This window comes from Roseofilum sp. KMC-1 (genome assembly GCF_057802075.1).
Map to the genome: position 1 here is coordinate 2,001,277 of NZ_CM173605.1, position 24,231 is coordinate 2,025,507.

The following is a 24,231-nucleotide window of genomic DNA, read 5'->3' on the forward strand; positions in this document are numbered from 1 at the left end:
AAAAACAGTTACCACCTTACCTCCCTTAGCATAACCCAACGTTGCCCGCCTCTCGATCAACTATTCATATTCACCCTTGGCACTCCCTCTAACGCTTCACCTTCCGTTTCAAAAATTTCAAATACAGAATCCATCATCGTTACTTCAAACACCAACTTAGCTTCTGGATGAACATTGCAGATCCGAAAACTGCCTTTAACCTTTTCCGCATCACGCATCCCAGCCACCAAAGAGGTTAAACCTGAGCTATCAATAAAGTTTACTTGGCCTAGATTCACTACCACATGCCTACTGAGCTTAGAAATACATTCCTGTAGCTTCAAACGAAATTGCCAGGCTGTAGTGATATCCAAACGTCCGGTTGGCGTTAAAACAATAACCGTTGTTCCATCTTCAGTTTCGTGTGTTTTTTGCTCCATTTGGATCGTCTACCTTCTCTATAGGAATTGTGGACTTCTGGGTTGATTGTAGTATCTCAAATCGACTTGGAACAAGCCTTAGACCCATAATAAATTCAGACTTCCTGCATTGAAGCCTCAAAATCAGACCCTCTTATCCCCATTTCGGGCAAATCGGGCAGCCCCTTAGTTACTTGGCCAACCTCCGCCACCCAATAATTGCAATAATTCTTAATCCATGATCCGAAGAACTCACATCCAATGTTAACCTAGCGTGAATGACCCACTGCCTATCCCAGTTAACCTTCAAACCGCCTAATCCGGCTCAAATCTAACTGTATATCTATCATCCCTTTATTTTTTAGTGTGAGTATTGAATAGACAATGCCAGATTTTTTGTCTAAGCTCTGGGGTCGCAACAGCCGTAAAGTTCGCTGTACCCTAGCCAAAACCTATCGTGTCATTAGTTCAGCTTCGGTCGATGATCTATGGCAAACCGTGGTTGATTTCGCTGATGTCTCTTGGCATCCCCTCTTAGCCCGAACCAATGTCCCTAGGGGTTTGGTTCCTAAACCAGGACTGATTTTTCGCGCGGTGACCAGGTTAAGCCCAATTCCCATCCGCATTTTTGTCGAACGAGTCAGACCCAGGGAACTCTTGAGCATTAGAATTCTAGCTATGCCCGGAATTGAAGAGAGAATCATCTACCAAGTCGAATCCACAGTTTGGGGCACTCGCATCTCCTACTCGGTTACCCTGCGAGGGTGGCTCTCTCCTGTAATTTGGTCGTTTATTCGTCCCTATGCAGCTAAAGTCGCTGAAGCTCTAGCCAAAGCGGCCGAGAAAGCCGCCCTTCAAGGAGACCCTGGAAAGAAAACCCAGCCAGGAAATTCTGTAGATTTTGGATTTTAAGTCAACCTGTATGAAAACCTATGAGAACTGCCCAAGAGCGTTAAGATTTTATAAGTACGCCGGAATAATCAACAGCCAATAGCAAATCATTATGACTTTGACCCTCGATCCCCAATCCGTTTTAGAAGTTCTCCGACCTGTAGAAGACCCAGAATTGCGGAAAAGTCTGGTGGAATTGAATATGATTCGCCAGATTCAGATTGATGCTCAGGGCAATGTGAGTTTTACCTTGGTGCTGACCACTCCAGCTTGCCCCCTGCGGGAATTTATTGTGGAAGACTGTACAAAAGCGGTGAAACAAATTCCAGGGGTGCAAGGGGTAAATATTGAGGTGACGGCAGAAACGCCCCAAGCTAAGAATACTCTACCCGATCGCCAAGGCATCGAAGGAGTGAAAAATATTATTGCTATCTCCAGTGGTAAAGGGGGTGTGGGGAAAAGTACGGTCGCGGTGAATGTGGCTGTTGCCCTGGCCCAAACGGGGGCCAAAGTGGGATTAATTGATGCAGATATCTATGGCCCCAATGCCCCTATGATGCTAGGCTTGGACTCCGCCCAGGTGAGGGTACAAGAAAGAGGGGGCAAAGAAGTCCTAGAACCGGCTTTTAATCATGGAGTGAAACTGGTTTCCATGGGCTTTTTGATTGAAAAAGACCAACCGGTGGTTTGGCGCGGCCCCATGCTTAATGGGGTGATTCGTCAATTCCTCTATCAGGTGGACTGGGGCGAGTTGGATTATCTGATTGTGGATATGCCCCCCGGAACCGGAGATGCCCAATTAACCCTGACTCAAGCCGTTCCTATGGTTGGTGCTATTATTGTCACTACCCCCCAAAATGTAGCCCTTCTTGACTCGCGCAAGGGGCTGAAAATGTTTGAACAGATGGGGGTTCCGGTGCTGGGAATGGTGGAAAATATGAGTTATTTTATTCCTCCGGATCTGCCCGATCGCCAATATGACATTTTTGGTTCGGGAGGGGGCGCAAAAACCTCGGAAGAATTGGGGGTTTCCCTGCTCGGCTGTATTCCCCTAGAAATATCTTTACGGGAAGGTGGCGATCGCGGCTTACCGATTGTAGTGAGCGATCCTGAATCGGCCTCAGCTCAAGCATTGGTTAAGGTCGCCAAGGCGATCGCTGCAAAAATATCTGTTGCTGTCCTGGCCGGATAAAGCACTCCGCCTTAGGCAGTAGAGAGTGAAGATGGGGGAATTCCCCTCATCTATTCATTGTTAATTGTTAATTGTTAATTCTCATGCGTAGATCCCTATTTTACTCTCCTAACTCAGGTTCTAGAATTCGCTGGCTTTCCCAACTCAATAGTTGGAAAAACTTAGATTGGTTACTGCTGATTCTGGTGATTGGCCTAACCCTGTTTGGTGGGATCATGATTCGCTCAACCCAGCTTAATCTCCAATACACCGATTGGTTTCAACACTGGATTATTGGGGGGATTGGTTGCACCTTAGCTCTATTTATTGCCCGTTGGCGCTATGAGCGGCTGATTCAGTGGCAATGGGTCATCTATGGAATTACTAATGTTTCATTATTAGCCGTTATTTTTATTGGGACAACGGCTTTAGGGGCGCAACGATGGATTACCATTGGTGGGTTTAATATTCAGCCCTCGGAATTTGCCAAATTAGGGGTAATTATTACCCTAGCTTCCTTGCTCCATAATCATGGAGCCTCAAACCTATCAAGCCTGATCAAAACTCTCGGTATTGTCGGTGTTCCTTGGGCCTTAGTCTTCCTGCAACCGGACTTAGGAACTTCTCTGGTGTTTGGGGCGATCGCCTTGGGAATGCTCTACTGGGCTAATACTAATCCCAGTTGGCTGATTTTACTCGTCTCTCCCCTAATTTCCGCTATCTTCTTTCATCTTTATATTCCAGCCTGGTTTGCCTGGGCAGGTTTACTAGCCCTATTAGCCTGGACGAGTCTCCCTTGGCCGCGTATTGGTGCAGCCGTTACCATTGTTTTAAGTGCGGGTTTCGGGTTTTTAGGAGAAATCTTTTGGGCATTGCTGAAAGATTACCAGAAAGACCGCTTAATTTTATTTCTTAACCCAGAAAAAGACCCCCTAGGTGGAGGTTATCATTTGATTCAATCTCGGATTGCTATTGGGGCAGGACAACTCCATGGCACGGGATTAAATCAAGGAACCCAAACTCAACTGCATTTTATTCCCGAACAACACACGGATTTCATTTTTTCTGCCGTCGGTGAGGAGTTGGGATTTATTGGGGCGCTAGTTCTATTACTGGTGTTTTGGCTCATTTGTTTCCGGTTAGTGATGATTGCCCAAAATGCGAAGGATAATTTTGGTTCCTTGCTGGCGATCGGGGTATTGTCGATGATTGTATTTCAGGTGATGGTGAATATTGGTATGACGATTGGGCTTGCGCCGGTAACTGGAATTCCTCTACCTTGGGTGAGTTATGGGCGATCGGCTCTGCTGACCAATTTTTTGGGGATCGGCTTGGTGGAAGCGGTCGCCAATCACCGACATCGGCTAAAGTTTTAATGGATATTTTATAAAACTGAGGTAAAAAAGGATGATCTTACCAGGTGTAGCAGTACGAGTAAAAAATGCCGGGGATATCTATTATGGCTTTACTGGCCAAGTGCAACGGGTAACGGATGGTAAGGCGGCGGTACTGTTTGAGGGAGGAAATTGGGATAAGTTGGTCACTTTCCGACTGGCAGAGTTGGAAATTGATGATCCCACAACGACAAAGTAGCGTTTTGCTCTGGTAATGGGTAATCGGTGATGGGTAATTGGATATTTCCCCATCCCCCCATTCCCCTATCCCCTCATCTCCCTATCACCCCATGCGCTTACCCTTACCTCAAGTTTCGAGCAGCGATCGCCCCCAAAATCACATCGCTGAGGTGATCGAAACGGCAACTTCGGAATTTTTAGCTCAGTGTCTGGAACCGGAGGATCTCAGTTTTCCAATGATGCCAGCGTTTGGCTCTTTGGTGCGATCGCTTGGTGTCACTCCAGAAACTTCCCCAGAAACGGAGGGAGGTTATTGGGTGTATGCGGTGGTTTATCATGCCACCACAACCCCCATCGATTCGATTCATCGCGCTAGAGCTTTGGGACTCTCCCTAGAACAACTGCGAGCGGAACAACCGCAAATTTTCGCCATGCTGAAAACTGAATTTCGAGCAGCGATCGTCGGATTTGAAACTCTAGAATCCCGGAATTCTCGCTCTAGAGTTTACCAACATTTACCCCCCCGTCCCCCCCAAATTCACCAAGGGGTTTATCAATGTCATCCGGATGAAGTGATTCGCTTTAGCGAACAAGTTGACTTTATCCGCATTTTACTGGAAATTCCGGGAACGCCGGTTGATGCTCTGATTGCAGCGACTCTAAGAAATATCTACCAACTGCGTCATACGGAACGATCTTGGTTAGTGCAAGCGGGGCGAAATTTGAGCCTTTTACTCAAAGATGATTACGATCGCCTACGCTATATTCTCAGCCAAGTTTATCTCAATTAAAAATTAAAAAATTTTAGCTTGCTGACAACCGAAACAATTATAGCAATTTCCTCTGCTATGCGGTACATATAGCAATTTCCTCTGCTATGCGGTACATAAATAGCGGTTTTTAACGATAGCCAGAATAGCCCAAAGCTAAATTGAGTCTGTTGTTCACTCCCCCCACTCCCCCATTCCCCCATTCCCCCACGGAGGGCGCGAAGCGCTGTAAAAATAGGTATGGCTAGGGTTGTAAGGCTTGATGATAGGCGCGAACCATCTGCGGTTCCTGTTCGGGATCGATAAATTGACAGAGCAGATTGAGATCCAAATTCGGTAGGAGTTGACTCCGTTCAATTTCTTGATATCCTGTAGTAGAATGCACCAATTGATAGAGAGTAAAGCGATCGTCTTGCCAAAACCAAACTTCTTGAATTCCTAATCCTTGATAGATCTCCAGTTTATCGATACCACCACTGGTAATCACTACTTCGATCGCCAGATCGGGAATTTCTCGTCGTTCGCCAATACAATAGCTCTCATCGGCTTCTAAACCTCTAGCCGCAGCTTGATTCCGAAATGTGGTTGAACCATAGCTATAAAAATCGAGATTTTCTACCCAGGCATAAGTTTCCAGAAGTCTGCCAATGAGACTTTTAATCATTTCATGTTGGGAAGAAGTGGTCATGATTTCTAAGAGTTCTTGGTTATAGCTCAGGCGCAAACTGGGGCGAGGGGAGAGGGTAGCAACCAGAATTTCATACTGTTGCCAAGAAATATTGCTCAAAGTAATGCGCGGTTCGGTTAGGGTGGGAGCAATTAATTGTTCTAGAGCGATCGCGGGAATATCAACAGTAACTTTCATAAAATTGGGGTGGTAGGAATATGGGGAACAGGCTATAACCGTTCAGGTTAATTTTTGCAAACAAGCAGCGATCGTTGCCATCACCGACTCAGACAAACTCGACAAATTATAACCCCCTTCTAAGCCAAACAGAATTTTGGAGGTAAGCTGCAAACAAGCTTGGGTAAATGTGCCATAATCCTCTGGCACTAAATTCATCCCAGCTAACGGATCGTCATGAGTGGCATCATAACCAGCACTGACGATTAATAAATCAGGGTTAAACTGCTGTAAAAAGGGGATAACTTGACCTTCAAACCTGGGCCAATAGTCGGACATTGCCGATCCTGGAGGTAAGGGAATATTTAACACATTTTCATGCTCTCCTCGTTCGGTTGCTCTCCCCGTTCCGGGATAACAGGGAAATTGATGCAGGGAACAATAGGCAATTTGGGGATGACTTTGGACGATCGCCTGAGTGCCATTCCCATGATGAACATCCCAATCTAGAATCGCGACTCGTTCCACTCCCGGTTGTGCTAAAGCATAGTAAGAGGCGATCGCCGCATTAGAAAACAAACAAAACCCCATTCCCCGTTCCGCTTCCGCATGATGTCCGGGAGGACGAGCCAACACAAACGCTGGATTACCCGTTACCAAAACCCTCTCTACACCATCGATCCAGCCATTTACTGCCAACAAGGCTACCTCATAGCTCTGAGCAGAAACCAGAGTATCACCATCGAGGAACCCACCTCCTTTTTCGGCAATTTCTCGCACCCGTTGGATGTGTTCGGTTGTATGTACCTGTTCTATCCAAGGTAAAACGGGACGCTCCTGTATCGGAGTCGGTGCTTGCCAATCGAGAGATTCGGCCCATAGACTGGATTTAAGTAAAGTGGCGATCGCCCCAAGACGCTCCGCTCTCTCCGGATGTCGTCCCGTATCATGACGTAAAAATTCCTCAGAATAAATAATTGGAAATACCATACAAACTCCCGATCGCTCACCTGCTTTAATTGAGTTTCTATTTTATAGCCCTAGACCGTCTTTAGCATTCAATTAACAATTTTCATATCAGCAAGAGCCGAAACAATTAACAATTAACAATTAACAGGTTATGAGTCTATTCACTCCCCCCATTCCCCCATTCCCCAACCCCCCCCACTGAATTTGTAAGCTTTTCTAAAGGATCGATGCAGCATTAACAACTGGTATTAAAATAAAAGCCAACCCCCTTATGGGGAATTACGGGATTTACCCTACCCGCCATCACTTTCCCAAGCCAAAAGAACACGACTTCTACTCATCATGCTTTCCCTACCCTCCGCTCTACCGCAAATCAGCAACGAAATCGAACGTCATCCCGAAGCCCTGCGGATGAAAAAAATGCTTGTATGTGCCTGGCAAGATATTTGGGAAAATGATGCCAAACGCTTACGAGCAATAGCTTTAACAAGCCTACTCGAATCAGTGATTAATAAATATCCCACCCTAGAAGATCTCAGTGAAGCTTTACAACGGATTGCCAATACTCTGAACAAAAAACAAGAGTATCAGGCGATCGGCAACAGTATTATTCTGATCCTAGGCAAAGTCTATCCTGATACCGAGGAAGTAACCCAAGTCTATGCTGCACCCCCAACCCATATTACCCTAGCTTCCCATCAACCCCTCCCCAGTTCTCCCCCAATTGTTGATCCTCCCGTAAACTATCAAATTCGGACGGGTTATGATCCTTTCAATCTCCGTTTAGAACTGATGCGATATACCAATCCTCTCAGGGCGAAAATCCTATTATTTTCAGCCTTACACCAAAAAAAACGTTTAGAAGAACAGGATTGGGTCAAATTGAAAGCAGACAATCTAGATAGCCTACTTTATACCATCTATGAGCAGTGTGAAACCTTAGAGAAATTAGAAGCCTGTCTTTGCACCACGGCTAATCATGCTGAAGATGAACCGAGTGAATGCAATCAAGCGGCTGGAGCCATTATCCAATGTATGGGGCGCTTTTATCAAGATTGGGAACCGGGAATGGAAGATGCTGTACATCAAGCCAATGCTTACCGTAATCGGGATGAGTTAACGAGCGTAATCCTTGAAAATGCCCCTGACTCTTCCTCTAGCTCAGGGGAGCAAGAATCCACTCGTCGGATATCACCTTCCTAAGAACAAGATAGATTGAAGTTGATGGAATTTGTACTTATTACGGGAATCAAGAGGGAGTATGAATGCAGAAGAATTAATTAAGCGCTATGAAGCTGGAGAGCAAAAATTTGCCGGTGCAAAGCTCAATCGCGCCAATTTGAGAGGAGCCGATTTAATTGGGATTTACTTGTACCAAGCAGATTTACAAGGAGCGAATTTGAGGTTTGCTTATCTCAACCGAGCCAACCTAAATCGGGCGAATTTAATGGGGACTCAATTGGGGGGCGCGAATTTAACCCAAGCCCATATGACTTCAGCTAAATTGCATGATGCCGATTTACATGGGGCTACTCTGTATAAAGCGGATCTGCGGATGACGGATTTAACTCTGGCTAATTTGGTGGATGCGAATTTAATGGAAGTGGATTTGCGTGGGGCAGATTTGAGTGGAGCCAATTTAACGGGGGCTTGTTTAAGGGGGGCAAATTTACGGGAAGAACGCCGGGCTTATATGTCTTTTTTACGGGGCACAACCCTACATCGGGCAGATTTACGGGGTGTGAATTTGTCAGGAGCTGATCTGTCTAAGGTAGATCTGAGGGAAGCGAATTTAAGTGAGGCGACGTTGCGAGAGGCGGATTTAACGGGAGCGAATTTGCAAGGAGCGAATTTGCAGGGGGCTTTTTTAACGGAAGCGATGCTCAGTCAGGCGAATTTACGCTATGCCAATTTGAGCGATGCCAAGATGGAACGGGTGAATTTGATTGATGCGGATTTAACGCGGGTGAATTTACGGGGCGCTCTGTTAGCGGGTGCAAAGATGAATCGAGTCAATCTGAATGAGTCGGATTTGACGATGGCGCGTTTGAATCGGGCGGATTTGAGTCGGGTAACGTTCCGTAATGCCACGCTGAAGAAGGCAGAATTGATTGAGGCTTATTTGGGACGAGCGGATCTGAGTGGGGCGAATTTAGCGGAGGCGAATTTGTTTAATGCGGAGTTAAGTAGTGCTAATTTGATGGGGGCAACCTTGCGGGGGGCAACTTTACCGGATGGTTCGATTAATCGTTGATGACCAGAGCATTCTGAATTAAATTGACCAGAGTTGGCGATAGATGGGACAATCGAAAGGGCCTATAGCGGCAATGTTCCCTCTCAACCCTCACTGTCTTTTACCAAACATGGGCAGAACCTGGACTTACAATGAAGTGTTACTCCCTGGTCAGAGGGAACCATTAGGTGTATTACAGACGTTAATTGAGTCTAGGCTCTTTTCTGAATACGGTGTGTATCAGAGTGAGGAGGAGTTACGGTTTGCGGGTAATCGGGCGATCTGTGTTTCGGTGGATCTCCAACAGGTGACGCTTCAAGGGCTGGTTAAGGATCGGTATTTTCCTGTGGATGACCCCTTAAAGCAGGTGGAACAGATGTTAGCCTCGATTCCCCTTGATGACTGGACGGCTTATGGTTATGTGAGTTTTGATTTAGTCCGCTATTATTATCCCTATCAAAAGGCGATCGCCGGCCCCCTGCTGTATTTTTTTGTGCCTGCAACAGAAGTGAGGATTCGCCCGGATGAGATTCTCGTGCGTACCTTAGAGTCTCCTGAAGCCGTTTGTAAGGTGTTACAGAAGTCACAGGATTTAAGAACTCAATCTTGTCCAACCCCTGAATGGGTATTTACCGATCAAAATCATTACCAAACCCAGGTAGAAACCTTGCAAAAGGCAATTCATCAGGGGGAATTACACAAAGCCATTTTATCTCGCTCCGTGAAACTTAAGGGCAATTTAGATATTTTAGGAACCTATATTCTCGGCAATCAACAGAATCAGGCCATTCGTTCCTATGGGTTGCAACTGCCTGGAGTGCGGACAGTGGGATTTAGTCCAGAAATTTTGATGCAATTATCCCATCATCCCTTAAAAGGACGAAGGTTAATCACTAATCCTGTGGCGGGGACTCGTCCGAGGGGAGAAACCCTAGAAGCTGATGAACAGCTTAAACGCCAGTTATTTGCGGATGCGAAGGAAGTTAAAGAACATGCTCTATCGATTTGGTTAGTGCAGGATGAAATGCAGCAGGTTTGCACACCGGGAACGGTGCAAGTGGTGGATTTTATGCAAGTGAAGCAGTACCGATGGGTGCAGCATTTATCCTCTAGGGTGCAAGGTGAATTAGCCCAGGATCGATCGCTCTGGGATGCGCTGAAGGTTTTGTTTCCAGGGGTGACGGTTTCGGGAATTGATAAGGAGGTGGCGATCGCCTGGATCGATCGCCTAGAAAACGAACCCAGGGGCATTTATGCGGGGGCGATCGGTTGGATTAATTCTCAAGAAGAAGCAGATTTAGCTATTCCTATTCGGTCAGCTTATCAGTATGGAGAATGGATTTATCTGAATGCGGGTGCAGGAATTATGGCCGAATCTATTGCCCATAATGAGTATATTGAATCCATGAATAAAATGAACACCATGCTAACCAATTTAGTTTTAGAATAATTGGTCAGATCCCATTCGGTGCAGGGGAAAACCGAAGCCAGCAAGATACCCGCACTCCTCTAATCCTTTGATATGGCTGGAGTGGGAGCGTCTCGCTCCCTAGATGTTCAATTCGGGGATTTAACCGGACTTGATATGATATCAATAGATTGAGGATTGTCTTTTTCCTGATGTTGATGAACCAAAAGTAAGCCATATTCCAGACCTTCCACCACAGCTTGATAAGAGGCATCCAAAATGTTAGTAGATACCCCCACAGTTGTCCATCGATTTAAGCCATCACTCGATTCAATCAATACCCTGGTTTTTGCAGAAGTTCCGGCTGTGCCATCGAGAATGCGTACTTTATAGTCCGTTAAATAGAAACTGCCAATTTCTGGGTAAAATTTCACTAAGGCTTTTCTCAAGGCTGCATCTAGGGCAGCAACGGGGCCATTTCCTTCGGCAACTTCGAGGAAATTGCGTTCATTGACCCTCACTTTTATGGTGGCTAAAGCATTACTGGTCATAGTCGGATCGACTGTGGGCGATCCCATGTCACAATGGACATTGAAGCCTCTAATTTCAAACCAAGATTTAGCTTGTCCTAAAGCCGATCGCATTAAGAGTTCAAAGCTGGCTTCTGCTCCTTCAAATTGATAGCCTTGACTTTCCAGATCTTTGAGCCGTTCTAAAATTTGCCGACAGGCAGGGTTTTGTTTATCCAACTCAATGCCAAAGGATCTGGCTTTAGCTAAAATGTTGCTTAATCCCGCTTGATCGGAGACTACAATTCGCCGTTGATTGCCGATTTTTTCGGGTTGTAAATGTTCGTAAGTCAGAGGATTTCGGGCGACAGCCGAGACATGAATTCCTCCTTTATGGGCAAAGGCAGAACGGCCAACAAAGGGCGCATGATGATTGGGGGCTAAATTGACTACTTCACTGACAAACCGGCTAGTTTCGGTGAGCTTGGCTAATTGCTCTTCGGGTAAACAGGAATAACCGAGTTTGAGTTGCAAATTGGGAATGACGGAACAGAGGTTAGCATTGCCGCAGCGTTCGCCATAGCCATTGATGGTTCCTTGCACCATTTGCGCTCCTTCTTGGACGGCGGCGATCGCATTAGCAACGGCTGTATCCGAGTCATTATGGGGATGAATTCCCAGTTTAACGGTATAGTTTTGCTGCTGAAAATGGGCTTGTACCTCTCGCACAATGGCGGTGATTTCATGGGGTAGGTTGCCCCCATTGGTATCGCATAAAATCACCCATTCTGCCCCTGCTTGTACGGCAGCATCTAGGGTAGAGAGGGCATAGTGGGGATTTTTTTTATAGCCATCAAACCAATGTTCGGCATCGTACATAAGGCGGCGACCTTGAGCGAGGAAATACTTAGCCGTATCTGTAATCATGGCCAAGTTTTCTTCTAAAGTCGTATGTAATCCTTCGGTGACATGGAGATCCCAGGATTTGCCAAAAAAACAGATCCATTCTGTACCCGCGCTGAGAATGGCTTGTAGCATGGGGTCTTCTGCTGCTGGGGTATGGGGGCGACGGGTGGAACAAAAGGCGACTAGGGCTGCTTGGGTGAGGGGTTGTTCTTTGAGATGCCAGAAAAATTGCACATCTTTGGGGTTTGCACCTGGCCAACCCCCTTCAATAAAGGGAACACCGAGTTGGTCTAGACGGCGGGCGATGCGTAGTTTATCGTCTAAGGAGAGGGAAAGTCCTTCTCGTTGAGCGCCATCTCGAAGTGTGGTGTCGTAGATCCAGATGGGTTGAGGGGTGGATAGGGTGGTCATGCTTTTGAACCCGCTTGCATCAGGTTATGGATTTCGTCCTTCATTGTAGAAAATTGTCGAGACAGAGTTTAGGGAGAAAATGTAAATTATGGTGAAGATTAAAGCGGCCGGTCAGGAAATTACTTGTGAAAGTGGAGCTAATTTACGCCAGGTGCTTTTGGCCCATGGGGTTGAGGTGTATAACGGCCAGTCAAAGTTGATTAATTGCCGAGGAATTGGGACTTGTGGTACTTGTGCGGTGCAGGTGGAGGGTGAGGTATCGCCTGCGAATTGGCGCGATCGCACCCGGCGATCGCTTCCTCCCCATTCCGGCGATCGTCCCTTGCGTTTGGCCTGTCAGACTCAGGTCTTAGGTGATGTTTCCGTGACTAAGTTTGATGGCTTTTGGGGACAAGGAGACCAACCGGTTTGGACTCCAGAGAAGAAAGAATAGGCTTATACAGCGCTTGGCGCTGTTATTCGAGTAAAAGTTCTTTCTCTTTCATTACCCCGATCGCTGCCCTTGAAACTCCGATAAAGCTTGATTCATCTGATTCACCCGCTTACACAAAATACGGATAATATAGATCGCCACCCCTGGGGAAACCTCGATCGCCTCATACAACTGTTGCTGAGTTAACAAAAGCACCTCGCACTCCTCCACCGCTCGAACCGAAGCGGAGAGGGGAGCCGCATTGAAAATCGACATCTCGCCGAAAAAATCCCCCTTACCCAGTTGGGCTAACACCGCATGATCCTTGATCACCTCAACTTTCCCTGACAAAAGAATATACAGTAATCCCCCCTTTCTGCCTTCATCCAGAATCAAATGACCAGCAGGATACCATAACTCCAGTAAAGCAGCATTGAGATGTTCCAAAATTTCCTCATGCTCAATTTCCTGGAAAATTGGGACTTTGCGGACGATCGCCAAACGTTCATTGAGATCTAACATACGGGTATACCGGACTAGCAGGATGATATTCTGATCAGTGTAGGGTCAGCTTTCATTTACAGGAAAAACCGGTGCTGGACATTAAACAAATCCGAGACAATCCCCAACAGGTTCAAGCCAAACTCAACAGTCGAGGGCCAGATTATGACCTTGAGACCATTTTAAACCTCGATCGCCAACAACGGGATCTGGAAACTCAACGCAGCCAACTGCAAGCCAAAAGTAACGAGATTGGCAAACAGGTGGGGCAAAAGATTCAATCAGGGATTGCTCCCCAATCTCCGGAAATCGAAGCGCTCAAGGAAGAAGGGAACCAAGTTAAGGCTGAACTAGCACAACTGGAACCCCAAGAAAAAGAGCTAAAAGCCCAATTAGCCGCGTTATTGCTCCCCTTACCCAACCTTCCCGATGATTCTACCCCAGTGGGCAAGAGCGAGGAAGAAAATGTAGAGGTGCGGCGCTGGGGCGATGAATATTTACCCCAGAATCGAGATATTCTCCCCCATTGGGAAATAGGGGAACAACTGGGAATCTTGAACTTTGAGCGTTCTGTGCGTATTGCCCAAAGTCGCTTTGTCACCTTAATGGGAGCGGGTGCAGCATTGGAGCGAGCGCTCATTTCCTTTATGCTCGATCGCCATATTCAGGCAGGCTATACGGAAATTATGCCCCCATTCTTGATTAATAGCGACTCCCTCACCGCTTCGGGACAATTGCCCAAATTCGCCGAAGAGAGCTTTAAATGTGAAAAAGACGATCTTTGGCTCACTCCCACCGCAGAAGTCCCCATTACCAGCCTTTATCGGGATGAAATCCTCAATAGCGATGAATTACCCCTCTATCATTGCGCCTTTACCCCCTGTTTCCGTCGAGAAGCAGGAAGCTATGGACGGGATACAAGGGGATTAATTCGTCTGCACCAGTTTAATAAGGTGGAGATGTTTAAATTTGTCCGTCCAGAAACCTCCGCAGAGGAGTTAGAAACCCTAGTACAGCAAGCGGAATCGATACTGCAAGCGCTGAAACTCCCCTATCGAGTAATCGCCTTATGTACCGGAGATTTAGGCTTTTCCGCCGTCAAAACCTACGATTTAGAGGTCTGGTTACCCTCCTCTGGCAAATATCGGGAAATTTCCAGTTGTTCCAACTGTAGCGATTTTCAGGCGCGGCGCGGTAACATTCGCTTCCGGGAAGCCAAGAAAAAGGGAACCCAATATTTACATACTTTAAACGGATCGGGATTGGCGATCGGGCGTACGATGGCCGCTATCCTAGAGAATTACCAGCAACCCAACGGTACGGTTACCATTCCGGAAGCGCTCCAACCCTATTTAGGTCGGGAGGTTTTGTAGGGATTTAGCGCCTACAATAAGAAGATAGTGTTGTTTAGTGGTAATTTTTAGTAACTCCTATGGGTTATTTGGCAGCGATCGCAGTTCTCGTCGTCTTAATTATTGTGCATGAATTGGGCCACTTTTTAGCCGCCCGCCTCCAGGGAATTCATGCCAACCGGTTTTCTCTAGGCTTTGGCCCCATTTTGTGGAAATATCAGGGGTCAGAAACCGAATATGCGATTCGAGCCATCCCCCTAGGGGGATTTGTGGGATTCCCCGATGAAGACCCCGATAGCACCATTCCCCCCGATGACCCCAACTTACTCAATAATCGCCCCATCTTAGACCGGGCGATCGTCATTAGCGCCGGAGTCATTGCCAATTTGATTTTTGCTTATCTGGTTTTGGCACTTCAGTTTGGCTTTCAAGGGGTTCCTAATGGCATCAATTATCAACCAGGGGTTTTAGTGCCTCAAGTTCTCTCCACCGATACCCCAGCCGCCCAAGCCGGTATTCGTGCTGGAGACATTATTCTCAGCATCAATGGCCAGGAATTGGGCGCATCTGAAACAGCCATTGGTATCGTCCAAGAAACCATCCAATCGACTCCTAATCAACCCTTAGCATTAACCGTGAAGCGGGATGAGCGAGTTATTCCCTTGCAAGTGACCCCCCAAGCGGGCCCCGATGGCAAAGGACGCATTGGTGTACAGTTATTTCCCAATGGTACGCCCACCTATCGATCGCCGCAAAGCCTCTTTGAAGTCTTGGGTTTAGCGGCTGAACAGTTCCAGGATATTGTCGTGCGAACCGTTCAAGGTTTCGGTCAACTGATCACCAATTTTAGCTCCATGGCCGGCCAGGTGGGCGGGCCGGTGAAAATTGTAGAGGAAGGGGCAAAATTAGCGCGATCGGATTCCGGCAGTTTAGCCTTTTTTGCCGCCATTATTAGTGTCAATTTAGCCGTCTTAAATATCTTGCCCCTCCCAGCCCTCGATGGCGGTCAATTAGCCTTTTTGTTAGTGGAAGGATTGCGCGGTAAACCCCTCCCCACCAAAGTCCAAGAAAATGTGATGCAAACCGGGATTATGTTGTTATTAGGTTTAGGCATTTTCTTAATCATTCGCGACACGACCCAATTGGAGTTTATTCAACAACTTCTAGAGTAAGATCCCTTGAGGTTGGGTTGGACTTCCTTCAACCCAACCGATTAGAAAAAGAATTTGATATTACCCATTACTCCTTACAGCACTTTACGCGGTAATGAGGTACAGCCGAAAAAGATCCCCCCAACCCCCCTTAAAAAGGGGGGGAATCAGAAAGTCCCCCTTTTTAAGGGGGATTTAGGGGGATCAAAATGTACCCCATAGCAGCGAAAACTGCTGTAAGTCGTATCGCGTACCCCTCTTATCGTTTTGAAGTTTCAATTCACCCGATCGCGCTATCCTAAAAATAGTTGATGTGGCACGCAAGAAATGACATTACCGGAACTACGCGATCGCATCCTAGCATTACCGATAGGCGATCGCTGGCATCTAGTCCAAGCACTCCTCAATTCCATTCAAGCCGAAACCACCGGCTCTCATAACGAAAAGAATGGAGCATCTTCAACGGCTGAGAGTGAATCATCACTTCAAAAGTTGCGTAACTCCTCTGGGGCTGCTGCTGTTTTGGCTCAAGCCTTAACTGACTCGAAGGGTGAGAAGCATGATTTATCGTCAGATGGGTTTGGGTTTCTCCCGCAACGGATCGATCCTCTAGTCTTCCAAAAGCAACTCAGGCAAGAGTGGGATGACTAGATATTTACTCGATACGAATATTTTTATCTATTATTTCATATTAATTGTTAATTGTTAATTAAACTGTAGGGGCGGGTTATACCCAAATCTAGAACACCAAGCCATCAATTCCCAAAACCCGCCCCCAACCCATCAAACCCCATTGTTAATTGTTCATTATTAATTGTTAATTGTTAATTGACCTATGGATGCAGACGAACTACTCAACCAAGGCATAGAGCAGTACAAAAAAAGCCAGTTTCGCGAAGCTATTGCCTCCTGGGAACAGGCACTCGCTCTCTATCGGGAAATCGGCGATCGCCGGGGAGAGGCAAATTCCCTGGGAAATCTGGGCAATGCCTACCATTCATTAGGGCAATACCAAAGAGCGATCGACTTCTACGAGCAGTCTTTAACCCTAGCTAGGGAAATCGGAAATCGCCAGGGAGAGGCAGCTTCCCTGGGAAATCTGGGCATTGCCTACCGTTCATTAGGGCAATACCAAAGAGCGATCGCCTTCCTCGAACAGACTTTAACCATAGCCAGGGAAATCGGCGATCGCCAGGGAGAGGCAGCTTCCCTGGGAAATCTGGGCAGTGCCTACTATTCATTAGGGCAATACGAAAGAGCGATCGACTTCCACGAGCAGTCTTTAACCATAGAAAGGGAAATGGGAAATCGCCAGGGAGAGGCAATTTCCCTGGGAAATCTGGGCATTGCCTACGATTCATTAGGGCAATACCAAAAAGCGATCGCCTTCCTCGAACAGACTTTAACCATAGCCAGGGAAATCGGCGATCGCCAGGGAGAGGCAGCTTCCCTGGGAAATCTGGGCAGTGCCTACCATTCATTAGGGCAATACCAAAGAGCGATCGACTTCCACGAGCAGTATTTAACCCTAGCTAGGGAAATCGGCGATCGCCAGGGAGAGGCAGCTTCCCTGGGAAATCTGGGCATTGCCTACTATTCATTAGGGCAATACCAAAGAGCGATCGCCTTCCATGAGCAGTCTTTAACTATAAAAAGGGAAATCGGAAATCGCCAGGGAGAGGCAGCTTCCCTGGGAAGTCTGGGCAATGCCTACGATTCATTAGGGCAATACCAAAGAGCGATCGCCTTCCACGAGCAGTCTTTAACTATAGCTAGGGAAATCGGCGATCGCCAGGGAGAGGCAATTTCCCTCAATAATCTCGGTGTAGCTCTGCAAAAAACCGAGCAATTCCCAGAAGCAGAAGCCGTGCTGCGAGAATCGCTTACCGTTTGGGAAGCCATCCGAGTCGGGTTACAAGACAGCCATCAAATCTCCATCTTTGAAACCCAGCGCTCCTCCTACCGAATGCTGGAAGAAGTCCTCGTAGCCCAAGACAAACCCATCGAAGCCTTAGAAATCTCCGAGCGGGGGCGCACTCGTGCCTTTATCGACTTGCTCAGACAGCGCTTCCCCGAAGAGAGTAACCCTTACATCAGCGCCCCTCAAATTCGCCAAGTTGCCCAAACCCAAAACGCCACCCTGGTAGAATACTCCATTGTCTCTCAAGAACTCTACATCTGGGTGATCCAACCCACGGGCAACATCGAATTCCGGCGCTCCCCCATCACTGAAGACGAACTCGACAACCTCGAAACCCTGATTCTGCGGGCGCGAGTCTCCATCGGCATCGCTGAAAAAGACAAGGACGGCAAAAACCTGAAACTCAACCCCGAAGAAAAACCCCGCAACGGTTACTTGAAATACCTCTACGAGATCCTCATCGCCCCCATTGCCGACCTCCTGCCCCCCGATCCCGAAGCGCGAGTGATCTTCATTCCCCACTATGCCCTCTATTTGGTTCCCTTCGCTGCCTTACAGAACCCAGAAGGGCGCTATCTGATCGAAGACCATACCCCCCTCACCGCTCCCTCCATCCAAGTCCTAGAGACCACCCGCGCCCAACAGCAGCGCCTGCGCCAAACCCAGAAAAAGGCCCTGGTGGTGGCTGAACCCACCCTGCACCCCAAATTCCAAGACAACCCCTACAACCTGCGCTCCTACGAGTATATGCAGGAAGCCGCCCAAACCATTGCCACGATTCTCGACACCCTGCCCATCATGGGGGACAGTGCCACCAAAGTCGCCGTCATCACCGAAATGCTGCAAACCCGCATCGTCCATATTTTCGCCCACGGACTCCTGGACGACTACCAACCGGAAAACACCAACCTGGGCGACATTCCCGGAACTATTCCCGGAACTATTGTCCTTGCTCCCGATGCTGACAGCGATGGCGCTCTCAATGCGGCGGAAATTCTCGACCAACAACTCAACGCCGAGATTGTTGTCCTCAGCGCCTGTAGCACCGGCAAAGGTAAAATTACTGGCGATGGCATTATCGGCCTATCTCGCTGTTTCATTCTCGCGGGAGTTCCCAGTCTCGTTGTCTCCCTCTGGAACATTGGCGCACCAGCCGCCAAAGTCCTGATGACGGAATTTTACCAAAACCTGGCGAACGGCAAAAACCGCGCCTCCGCCCTCCGTCATGCTATGCTCAAAACCAAAACCCGGTTTCCCAAACCCGAATCCTGGTCTGGGTTTACCCTCATCGGCGAAACCCAACCCCTCACCCTCACCACCCAAAACATAGAAGAGGCCTTACGCACTATGTCTATCCCCGAAAATGCCACCAACGAAGCTATTGTCAAAGCCTTCACCAACCTATTCGACTTCTACGAACTCCCCTTTTTAGACCAAATTCAAGGCTTAGATCTCCAACCCACGGACAGCCTAGAAACCATGGCCAACAAAATTAAGGCTTGGTGCGAAACCCATAAAAATGTAGAAGAAAACATCGAAAACGACCTCAGCCAAATGGGGCCCAACGATGCCAATGAAGAGGAAGAAACACCAGAAGAAATCGTTAAAAAAGCTTACGAAAAATATATCGAAAACCTCAACCGATTAGGCCAAACCAACGAGAAACAACAGTAGCTGAACCCACGCAGCAACCCAGAAACTTGTGCCCTCATCCCCCAGCCCCTTCTCCCACGGGAGAAGGGGAGAAAAAAGTCCCTCTCCCGTGGGAGAGGGATTTAGGGAGAGGGGACATGAAAGGGAGAGGGCAACCCGGTTTCTCATCCCTCACCAGAAGATTAAATGCTAATGCCATCCATACCCATTCCTAAACCTCTCCCTGGCTACAAACCCCAAGCAGAAGACACCAGCATTGATGCTGATATTCTGCTCTTTGAAAAACTGCGTCAATTTTCCTCCGTCGAAAAAACGCAACGAGTCAAAACCTTTAATCAATCAGTCAGGAAAATGGCTCTCTTTTCCCTGAAGAGAACATTTCCTAATTCTTCTCAACCCAAACTTATCCAAACCTATGTAAACCAAAAGCTCCTCAGCTTTGACTTGCCTAAACTGACTGATACAGTTAAAGATAAAGCAATGATATTAGATCCCATTTCCTTAGCGCAAAAAATATCCCATCTTCTCAATGATTTAGAGATTCCCTATATGGTGGGTGGCTCGGTAGCAAGTTCCCTATGGGGAGAAGAGCGCTCCACTCAAGATTTAGACCTGGTTATCGATCTTGAAACCGTTAAAGTTCCTGCCTTAGTTGCGGCAATGTCGGCAGAATTCTACCTTAATGAAGGAACAGTTATAGAAGCGATTCATTGCCAATCTTCCTTTAACGCAATTCATTTATTATCCGCCGAAAAAGTCGATTTCTTTGTTCTCCCCAAGGATGAATTTTCCTACTCTAAATTTAGTCGCCGTCAGCCGTATCAGGTGGCTGATGACCCCAAAATTGAACTTTATCTGTACTCACCGGAAGATATTGTGCTACAAAAATTGCATTGGTACAAACTTACCGGAATGCAGTCTCAGAAGCAATGGCGAGATGTGTTAGGGGTTTTGAAATTGCAACGTTCATCTCTTGATTGGGTGTATCTTAAACAATGGGCGGAGTTTCTTGGGCTTACTTCCCTGTTAACTCAGACGTTGCAAGAATCAGGTTTGGAAATGGGGGAATGGGGCGGGTTTAGATAAGATATTTGTGGGTATTCTAGATTTTGGTAAAACCCGCCCCTACAGCAAATCATCATCAATTAAAAATGTCCGATATCAAAAATCCTATTTTCACCCTGTATGCTTTCCACTTTTGGTCAGATTTTGACCAAGGGTATCAAGCGCCCGCAAAAGATGCCGAGGTACTCTGGCAAACCTTTGCCACAACCGTAGCTGATGCCTTGAATAGTGAAGAGCTGAGAACTTTTCGCGATAATCTGCATCCGGTTGAACCCAATGAAATCTGGCAAGACTTAATTAAAGGCCAGCGCTCCCTCAAATTGAGCCACATTTACATCACGGAAAATCTGCCAGTAAAAGGCACATTTCGAGCGGAAAAGTTCCAGGATGTCTATTCAGCCGAACTGACATTGTTGCCCCCTAAATCTTATGGGGAAGTGGCGATTACTTGCGATCGACTTCAGGGGTTTAATCCCAATAATGTCTTTTCCTATTCTACCCTAAAACCATCTTTAGGTCAAAGTTTTTTCCTCTATGCGGAACCGAGCCAATGGATTCCTTTCAACGCCTATGAAGATCTAGCTCAGGAGAGCATTTCTGGCTTATTTCCTGAGATTTTTCCTGAGATTAAAGTGAAGGATATTCAACTGCAACAGGGGCAATTGTTCGGTAGTCCCCTGTTCCTCTACGAAGCTGAAAATACCTATATTTTAGTCTGGCTAAAATTCAAAGAAAAGAGCTTATCTGACTTTGATGATAGCTGCAACCAATCCCTAAAAAATCTGCTGTGCTATCGCCATAAAATTCTGTTCACAACTCAACAGTCGAAAGACTATTACCGAGAAGCGCAAATCTTAGGGAGTCAGCTAGAGAAAAAAATCCCTAAATTTGGTGAAATCGAGCAAGAAACGGATGATAATGAACGCTTAAAAGGTTTGAAGACTTTGCTTAAAGAGATCCGTAAGCTGGGATTTGAGTATAGCCAAACCCTGCGCCTTTTGCGGGAGTGCTACAACACGACAGACACCAATATCAAGAATTTTCAGATGGCATTAGCAGAGATTAACCAGGCTAAGTTGACGGATGATTGTTTACCGTTTTGGGACTCTTTTCTGGACTTAGCGAAACATACTTATCTGCAACAAATCGAAACTGACTTAAATTATTTACTCGCGGGTCAAAACCTGTTTCAAGAAATGATTGCCACGATTCGCGGGATGTTAGAGATTGAGCAAATTGAAGCGAATCGCGCTCTGGAAGAACGGTTAGTGGAACAAGTGGAAATTAGCCGGAAATTACACGAAGATATGGCGGCTCAAGTCCGGGAAAGCAAGGACTTGCAAAATAAGTTGGTGATGCTAGAAGGAGAGATTAAAGACAGCAATAAACAAGAGTCTATTGATAGCCGCAACTTAAATATTACTATTGGGGTGGTTGGTGGGGGCATGGCGGCTGCTAGTGTAATTGCCAGCAGCTATGCCCTGATCAAAGAACAACCTATTCTGATGCCTTGGGATGCCCAGGCTGCCCTTGTGCATCCCTTTGTAAAATCGGTGGGTTTGAGTATCCTGTTGGGGGCGATCGCCGCTTTAGTTATTTTTGTCCTCATTTGGCTTTTCTTACCCAAACGAACGGACTAATTAACTTTCTTCTTCTGCATCGATGGGGACTCCATCTAGGGTTCCAAACCGTCCCAAGGGCCAAAAGCGAAGCACGGCGCGACCAATGATGTTTTTGCGCGGTACGGGCCCCCAGCAGCGACTATCATAACTGCTGTTGCGATTATCGCCTAATACCACATAGGAGTTTTGAGGCACGATTTGGGGTTGATCGAGAAATTGTTGATCGGGGGGACAAACTTCTACGGTGGTAAATTGGTGATCGGAGGTCTCGGTAATCTGGGCGGAGGGGTTAATATCAGAGGCCACATAATGTTCTTCTAAGGGGCGATCGTTGATATAAATTTGCCCGTTGAGAATTTCAATTTTATCCCCCGGTAAACCAATAACTCGCTTAATTAAAGCATCTTTGAAATTGGGGTCTTTTTCCTTCATCTTGTCTGTGGGGGAAAAGACAATGATATCCCCCCGTTTGGGATCGCTAAACCGATAACCCAGTTTATCGATAATGAGGCGATCGTTGGTGGGTTGATATTGCAATGTGGGTAACATTGACCCGGAGGGAATATAACGGGCTTCGGCGACAAAATGACGAATCCCAATGGCCAGAATGGCGGCCAGTCCAATGGTTTTGAGTCCCTCAATCCAAGGATTTTCGGGAGTCGGGTTGGTATTCTGGTCAGAGTTGGGTTGGTTCACACGAGTCATAGGTTAGGACGAAGTTGAAGCAAGGGAGAGGCACAGACTGAGAGTCAGAGAGTGCCTGTTATAATCAGGAGCTTGTTTTAGTGTACCGCTAGAATACAATAGGTTCTAACGATGTTATCTGTAAGTTTCCTATTCTGTCTACTTGTGCTGAATCCGTAATCAACCCTGTGCAAGTTCTTTTTACTACGGATTTGTCCAAGGGAGTTGGGATTAGGGATGACTGGGTTTGAAGTGTAGAAGTTTGGGAAAGTTCCTTTATCCGATCGCCGCTTATTGTGTCTGTTGACTACGATCTGATTATTTGGGGGGGGTCTCCTGCGGGAACCTATGCGGCAGTAAGGGCGGCACAATACCGGGCTAGAGTTGCTCTGATTTTGCCGCCAGAGACTTCCCACGGCTACAGTTTCCAGGATTGCTTAACCTTACCCCTACCGTTGCGATCGGGGCAAAATGGACGGTATCCGATGAGGGATGGTGAGGCTCTGTCCTATGAACGGTTGCGCCAATGGGTGCAAGTTGGGGTGGAGACGTTGGCACTGATTGATTCTCCTACTGCTCTGGAACAGTTGGGGATTGATTTGATTCAGGAGGGGGCGGAGTTTGAGGAAAAACAGGGACAGATTGCAGTGGCGTTAAGTAACCGTCGTTTGCTCTCTTCTACCTATTTGTTGGCTCCTCCAACTCAGCCTAGGATTGAGATTGAGGGGTTGGCGAGTACGGGTTATCTGACTCCCAAGAGTTTAGCGAGTTTGCAGTCTGTACCCTCTTCTTTGGCGATTATTGGCTCCAATCCTCGTGGTATTGAGTTGGCGCATCTGTTCCAAGAGTTGGGGTCTAAGGTAACCCTGATTACGGAAGATGCGGGAATTTTGCCCCAGGAAGAACCGGAAGCGGCTAATCTGATTCAATCCCAACTGGAGGCGCTGGGAGTGGAGATTTTAGCGGAAACTCAGGTGGCTCAAGGGCGAATAATTGAGGGCAAAACCTGGTTACAAGTTGGTAATCGGGCGATCGCTTTTGATCGGGTTTTACTCGTGACTCCTCCTGCTCTGCCGTTTCCCGCGCCCACCTTGGAGTTACTAGGAGTAGACTGGACAAATCAGTATTTAAGGGTTAATAATAAGCTACAAACTACGAACCCAAAAATCTATGCTTGTGGAGATATTTTAGGGGGATATCCCTTACCTCATCTGAGCTTATATGAGGCGAAAATTGCAACTAAAAATGCGTTGTTTTTTCCTTTCTTTACCCTGGATTATCAGCAGTTACCTTATAGCATTTATAGCAAGCCAACCTTAGCCAGAGTGGGGTTAACGGAAGCTGGGGCAAGACGGCGATATGGGGATGTCCAGGTCATTCAAGAGGATTTAAAAACTAATCCGGCGGCAGTTTTATCTGGGGAAATTACTGGATTTATTAAAGTGATTGTGCAACCGGATGGTACGATTTTGGGGGCGACGGTGTTGGGAACTAGAGCAGAAGAAGTCATTCAATCCCTGAGTCTAGCCCTTCACCATCGGATCAAGCTGCAAGGATTGCAGGAGAGTCCGGGAGTTTTCGGCAGTGTATCACAACTGCTGGCGAGAGTGGGCGATCGCTGGCAACTTCAGCAGTTTCACCAATCCTCTTGGTCTCAAACCTTTCTCAAGTGGTGGCTATCCTGGAAACGGGGATGAGGGGAATGGGGGAATGGGGGAATGGGGGAATGGGGGGAGTGAATATTTGCACTGTTACGCCAGTAGATTATTATTAGGATAAGTCATTG

General features: G+C 47.1%; 22 protein-coding genes. 16 read left to right on the top strand and 6 right to left on the bottom strand.

The features are described 5' to 3' along the window. Positions 1 to 56 precede the first annotated feature (56 nt). Positions 57 to 419, bottom strand: coding sequence for an STAS domain-containing protein (locus AC3FZD_RS09270; RefSeq protein ID WP_488739859.1), 363 nt, complete (start codon positions 417 to 419; stop codon positions 57 to 59). 363 nt (positions 420 to 782) lie between these two features. Here AC3FZD_RS09270 and AC3FZD_RS09275 point away from each other — a divergent pair, with 363 nt between their 5' ends. The 5 genes from AC3FZD_RS09275 to AC3FZD_RS09295 all read left to right on the top strand — a co-directional run bounded on the left by AC3FZD_RS09275 (position 783) and on the right by AC3FZD_RS09295 (position 4,825). Next, positions 783 to 1,310: an SRPBCC family protein gene (locus AC3FZD_RS09275; RefSeq protein WP_488739860.1), complete on the top strand. Its 528-nt coding sequence runs from the start codon at positions 783 to 785 to the stop codon at positions 1,308 to 1,310. Positions 1,311 to 1,401: 91 nt separating this feature from the next. Further along, positions 1,402 to 2,481, top strand: a complete 1,080-nt coding sequence (locus AC3FZD_RS09280) for an Mrp/NBP35 family ATP-binding protein (protein ID WP_488739861.1) — start codon at positions 1,402 to 1,404, stop codon at positions 2,479 to 2,481. An 83-nt stretch (positions 2,482 to 2,564) separates the two neighbouring features. Further along, positions 2,565 to 3,836 carry a rod shape-determining protein RodA gene (gene rodA, locus AC3FZD_RS09285; protein WP_488739862.1) on the top strand — a complete coding sequence of 424 codons (1,272 nt, stop codon included), beginning with the start codon at positions 2,565 to 2,567 and terminating at the stop codon, positions 3,834 to 3,836. A 31-nt stretch (positions 3,837 to 3,867) separates the two neighbouring features. Beyond that, positions 3,868 to 4,053 carry an NAD(P)H dehydrogenase subunit NdhS gene (locus AC3FZD_RS09290; protein WP_488739863.1) on the top strand — a complete coding sequence of 62 codons (186 nt, stop codon included), beginning with the start codon at positions 3,868 to 3,870 and terminating at the stop codon, positions 4,051 to 4,053. A 91-nt stretch (positions 4,054 to 4,144) separates the two neighbouring features. Beyond that, positions 4,145 to 4,825, top strand: a complete 681-nt coding sequence (locus tag AC3FZD_RS09295; protein ID WP_488739864.1) for an HAS-barrel domain-containing protein — start codon at positions 4,145 to 4,147, stop codon at positions 4,823 to 4,825. A 223-nt stretch (positions 4,826 to 5,048) separates the two neighbouring features. Here the strand turns inward: AC3FZD_RS09295 and AC3FZD_RS09300 are convergent, their stop codons facing one another. Both AC3FZD_RS09300 and AC3FZD_RS09305 read right to left on the bottom strand, forming a co-directional pair. Continuing rightward, positions 5,049 to 5,669: a Uma2 family endonuclease gene (locus AC3FZD_RS09300; protein WP_488739865.1), complete on the bottom strand. Its 621-nt coding sequence runs from the start codon at positions 5,667 to 5,669 to the stop codon at positions 5,049 to 5,051. Positions 5,670 to 5,711: 42 nt separating this feature from the next. Continuing rightward, the gene (locus tag AC3FZD_RS09305; protein WP_488739866.1) at positions 5,712 to 6,638 is read right to left on the bottom strand and encodes a histone deacetylase family protein; all 927 of its coding nucleotides are present in this window, start codon (positions 6,636 to 6,638) and stop codon (positions 5,712 to 5,714) included. A 321-nt stretch (positions 6,639 to 6,959) separates the two neighbouring features. Here AC3FZD_RS09305 and AC3FZD_RS09310 point away from each other — a divergent pair, with 321 nt between their 5' ends. From AC3FZD_RS09310 to AC3FZD_RS09320, 3 genes are all read left to right on the top strand, one after another. Beyond that, positions 6,960 to 7,820 (top strand): hypothetical protein, encoded by an 861-nt coding sequence (locus tag AC3FZD_RS09310; RefSeq protein WP_488739867.1) that lies wholly within the window; start codon positions 6,960 to 6,962, stop codon positions 7,818 to 7,820. A 58-nt stretch (positions 7,821 to 7,878) separates the two neighbouring features. Beyond that, positions 7,879 to 8,871, top strand: a complete 993-nt coding sequence (locus tag AC3FZD_RS09315) for a pentapeptide repeat-containing protein (RefSeq protein ID WP_488739868.1) — start codon at positions 7,879 to 7,881, stop codon at positions 8,869 to 8,871. A gap of 109 nt (positions 8,872 to 8,980) precedes the next feature. Beyond that, positions 8,981 to 10,300, top strand: coding sequence for a chorismate-binding protein (locus AC3FZD_RS09320; RefSeq protein ID WP_488739869.1), 1,320 nt, complete (start codon positions 8,981 to 8,983; stop codon positions 10,298 to 10,300). A 107-nt stretch (positions 10,301 to 10,407) separates the two neighbouring features. On the opposite strand, the gene cimA is transcribed toward AC3FZD_RS09320, so the two are convergent. Then, positions 10,408 to 12,084, bottom strand: a complete 1,677-nt coding sequence (cimA, locus tag AC3FZD_RS09325) for a citramalate synthase (protein WP_488739870.1) — start codon at positions 12,082 to 12,084, stop codon at positions 10,408 to 10,410. Between the two features lie 88 nt (positions 12,085 to 12,172). Between cimA and AC3FZD_RS09330 the strand changes: the two genes are divergently transcribed. Then, a complete protein-coding gene (locus AC3FZD_RS09330; protein WP_488739871.1) occupies positions 12,173 to 12,517 on the top strand; it encodes a 2Fe-2S iron-sulfur cluster-binding protein in 345 nt (114 codons plus the stop codon). 51 nt (positions 12,518 to 12,568) lie between these two features. Here AC3FZD_RS09330 and AC3FZD_RS09335 read toward each other — a convergent pair whose 3' ends face one another. Continuing rightward, the gene (locus AC3FZD_RS09335; RefSeq protein ID WP_488739872.1) at positions 12,569 to 13,018 is read right to left on the bottom strand and encodes a Crp/Fnr family transcriptional regulator; all 450 of its coding nucleotides are present in this window, start codon (positions 13,016 to 13,018) and stop codon (positions 12,569 to 12,571) included. A 71-nt stretch (positions 13,019 to 13,089) separates the two neighbouring features. Between AC3FZD_RS09335 and serS the strand changes: the two genes are divergently transcribed. From serS to AC3FZD_RS09365, 6 genes are all read left to right on the top strand, one after another. Then, entirely contained in the window at positions 13,090 to 14,370 is a 1,281-nt protein-coding gene (gene serS / locus AC3FZD_RS09340) for a serine--tRNA ligase (RefSeq protein ID WP_488739873.1), read from the top strand. A 59-nt stretch (positions 14,371 to 14,429) separates the two neighbouring features. Next, the gene (gene rseP / locus AC3FZD_RS09345) at positions 14,430 to 15,521 is read left to right on the top strand and encodes an RIP metalloprotease RseP (RefSeq protein ID WP_488739874.1); all 1,092 of its coding nucleotides are present in this window, start codon (positions 14,430 to 14,432) and stop codon (positions 15,519 to 15,521) included. A gap of 306 nt (positions 15,522 to 15,827) precedes the next feature. Continuing rightward, positions 15,828 to 16,151 (top strand): hypothetical protein, encoded by a 324-nt coding sequence (locus tag AC3FZD_RS09350; RefSeq protein WP_488739875.1) that lies wholly within the window; start codon positions 15,828 to 15,830, stop codon positions 16,149 to 16,151. Positions 16,152 to 16,335: 184 nt separating this feature from the next. Beyond that, entirely contained in the window at positions 16,336 to 19,095 is a 2,760-nt protein-coding gene (locus AC3FZD_RS09355) for a tetratricopeptide repeat protein (RefSeq protein WP_488739876.1), read from the top strand. Between the two features lie 171 nt (positions 19,096 to 19,266). Then, positions 19,267 to 20,160, top strand: a complete 894-nt coding sequence (locus AC3FZD_RS09360) for a hypothetical protein (RefSeq protein WP_488739877.1) — start codon at positions 19,267 to 19,269, stop codon at positions 20,158 to 20,160. A gap of 65 nt (positions 20,161 to 20,225) precedes the next feature. Then, complete coding sequence (locus AC3FZD_RS09365; protein ID WP_488739878.1) at positions 20,226 to 21,779, top strand: hypothetical protein; 1,554 nt, start codon at positions 20,226 to 20,228, stop codon at positions 21,777 to 21,779. Here AC3FZD_RS09365 and lepB read toward each other — a convergent pair whose 3' ends face one another. Further along, a complete protein-coding gene (lepB, locus tag AC3FZD_RS09370) occupies positions 21,780 to 22,466 on the bottom strand; it encodes a signal peptidase I (protein WP_488739879.1) in 687 nt (228 codons plus the stop codon). 275 nt (positions 22,467 to 22,741) lie between these two features. Between lepB and AC3FZD_RS09375 the strand changes: the two genes are divergently transcribed. Continuing rightward, positions 22,742 to 24,142, top strand: a complete 1,401-nt coding sequence (locus AC3FZD_RS09375) for an FAD-dependent oxidoreductase (RefSeq protein WP_488739880.1) — start codon at positions 22,742 to 22,744, stop codon at positions 24,140 to 24,142. The last annotated feature ends 89 nt before the right edge of the window (positions 24,143 to 24,231 follow it).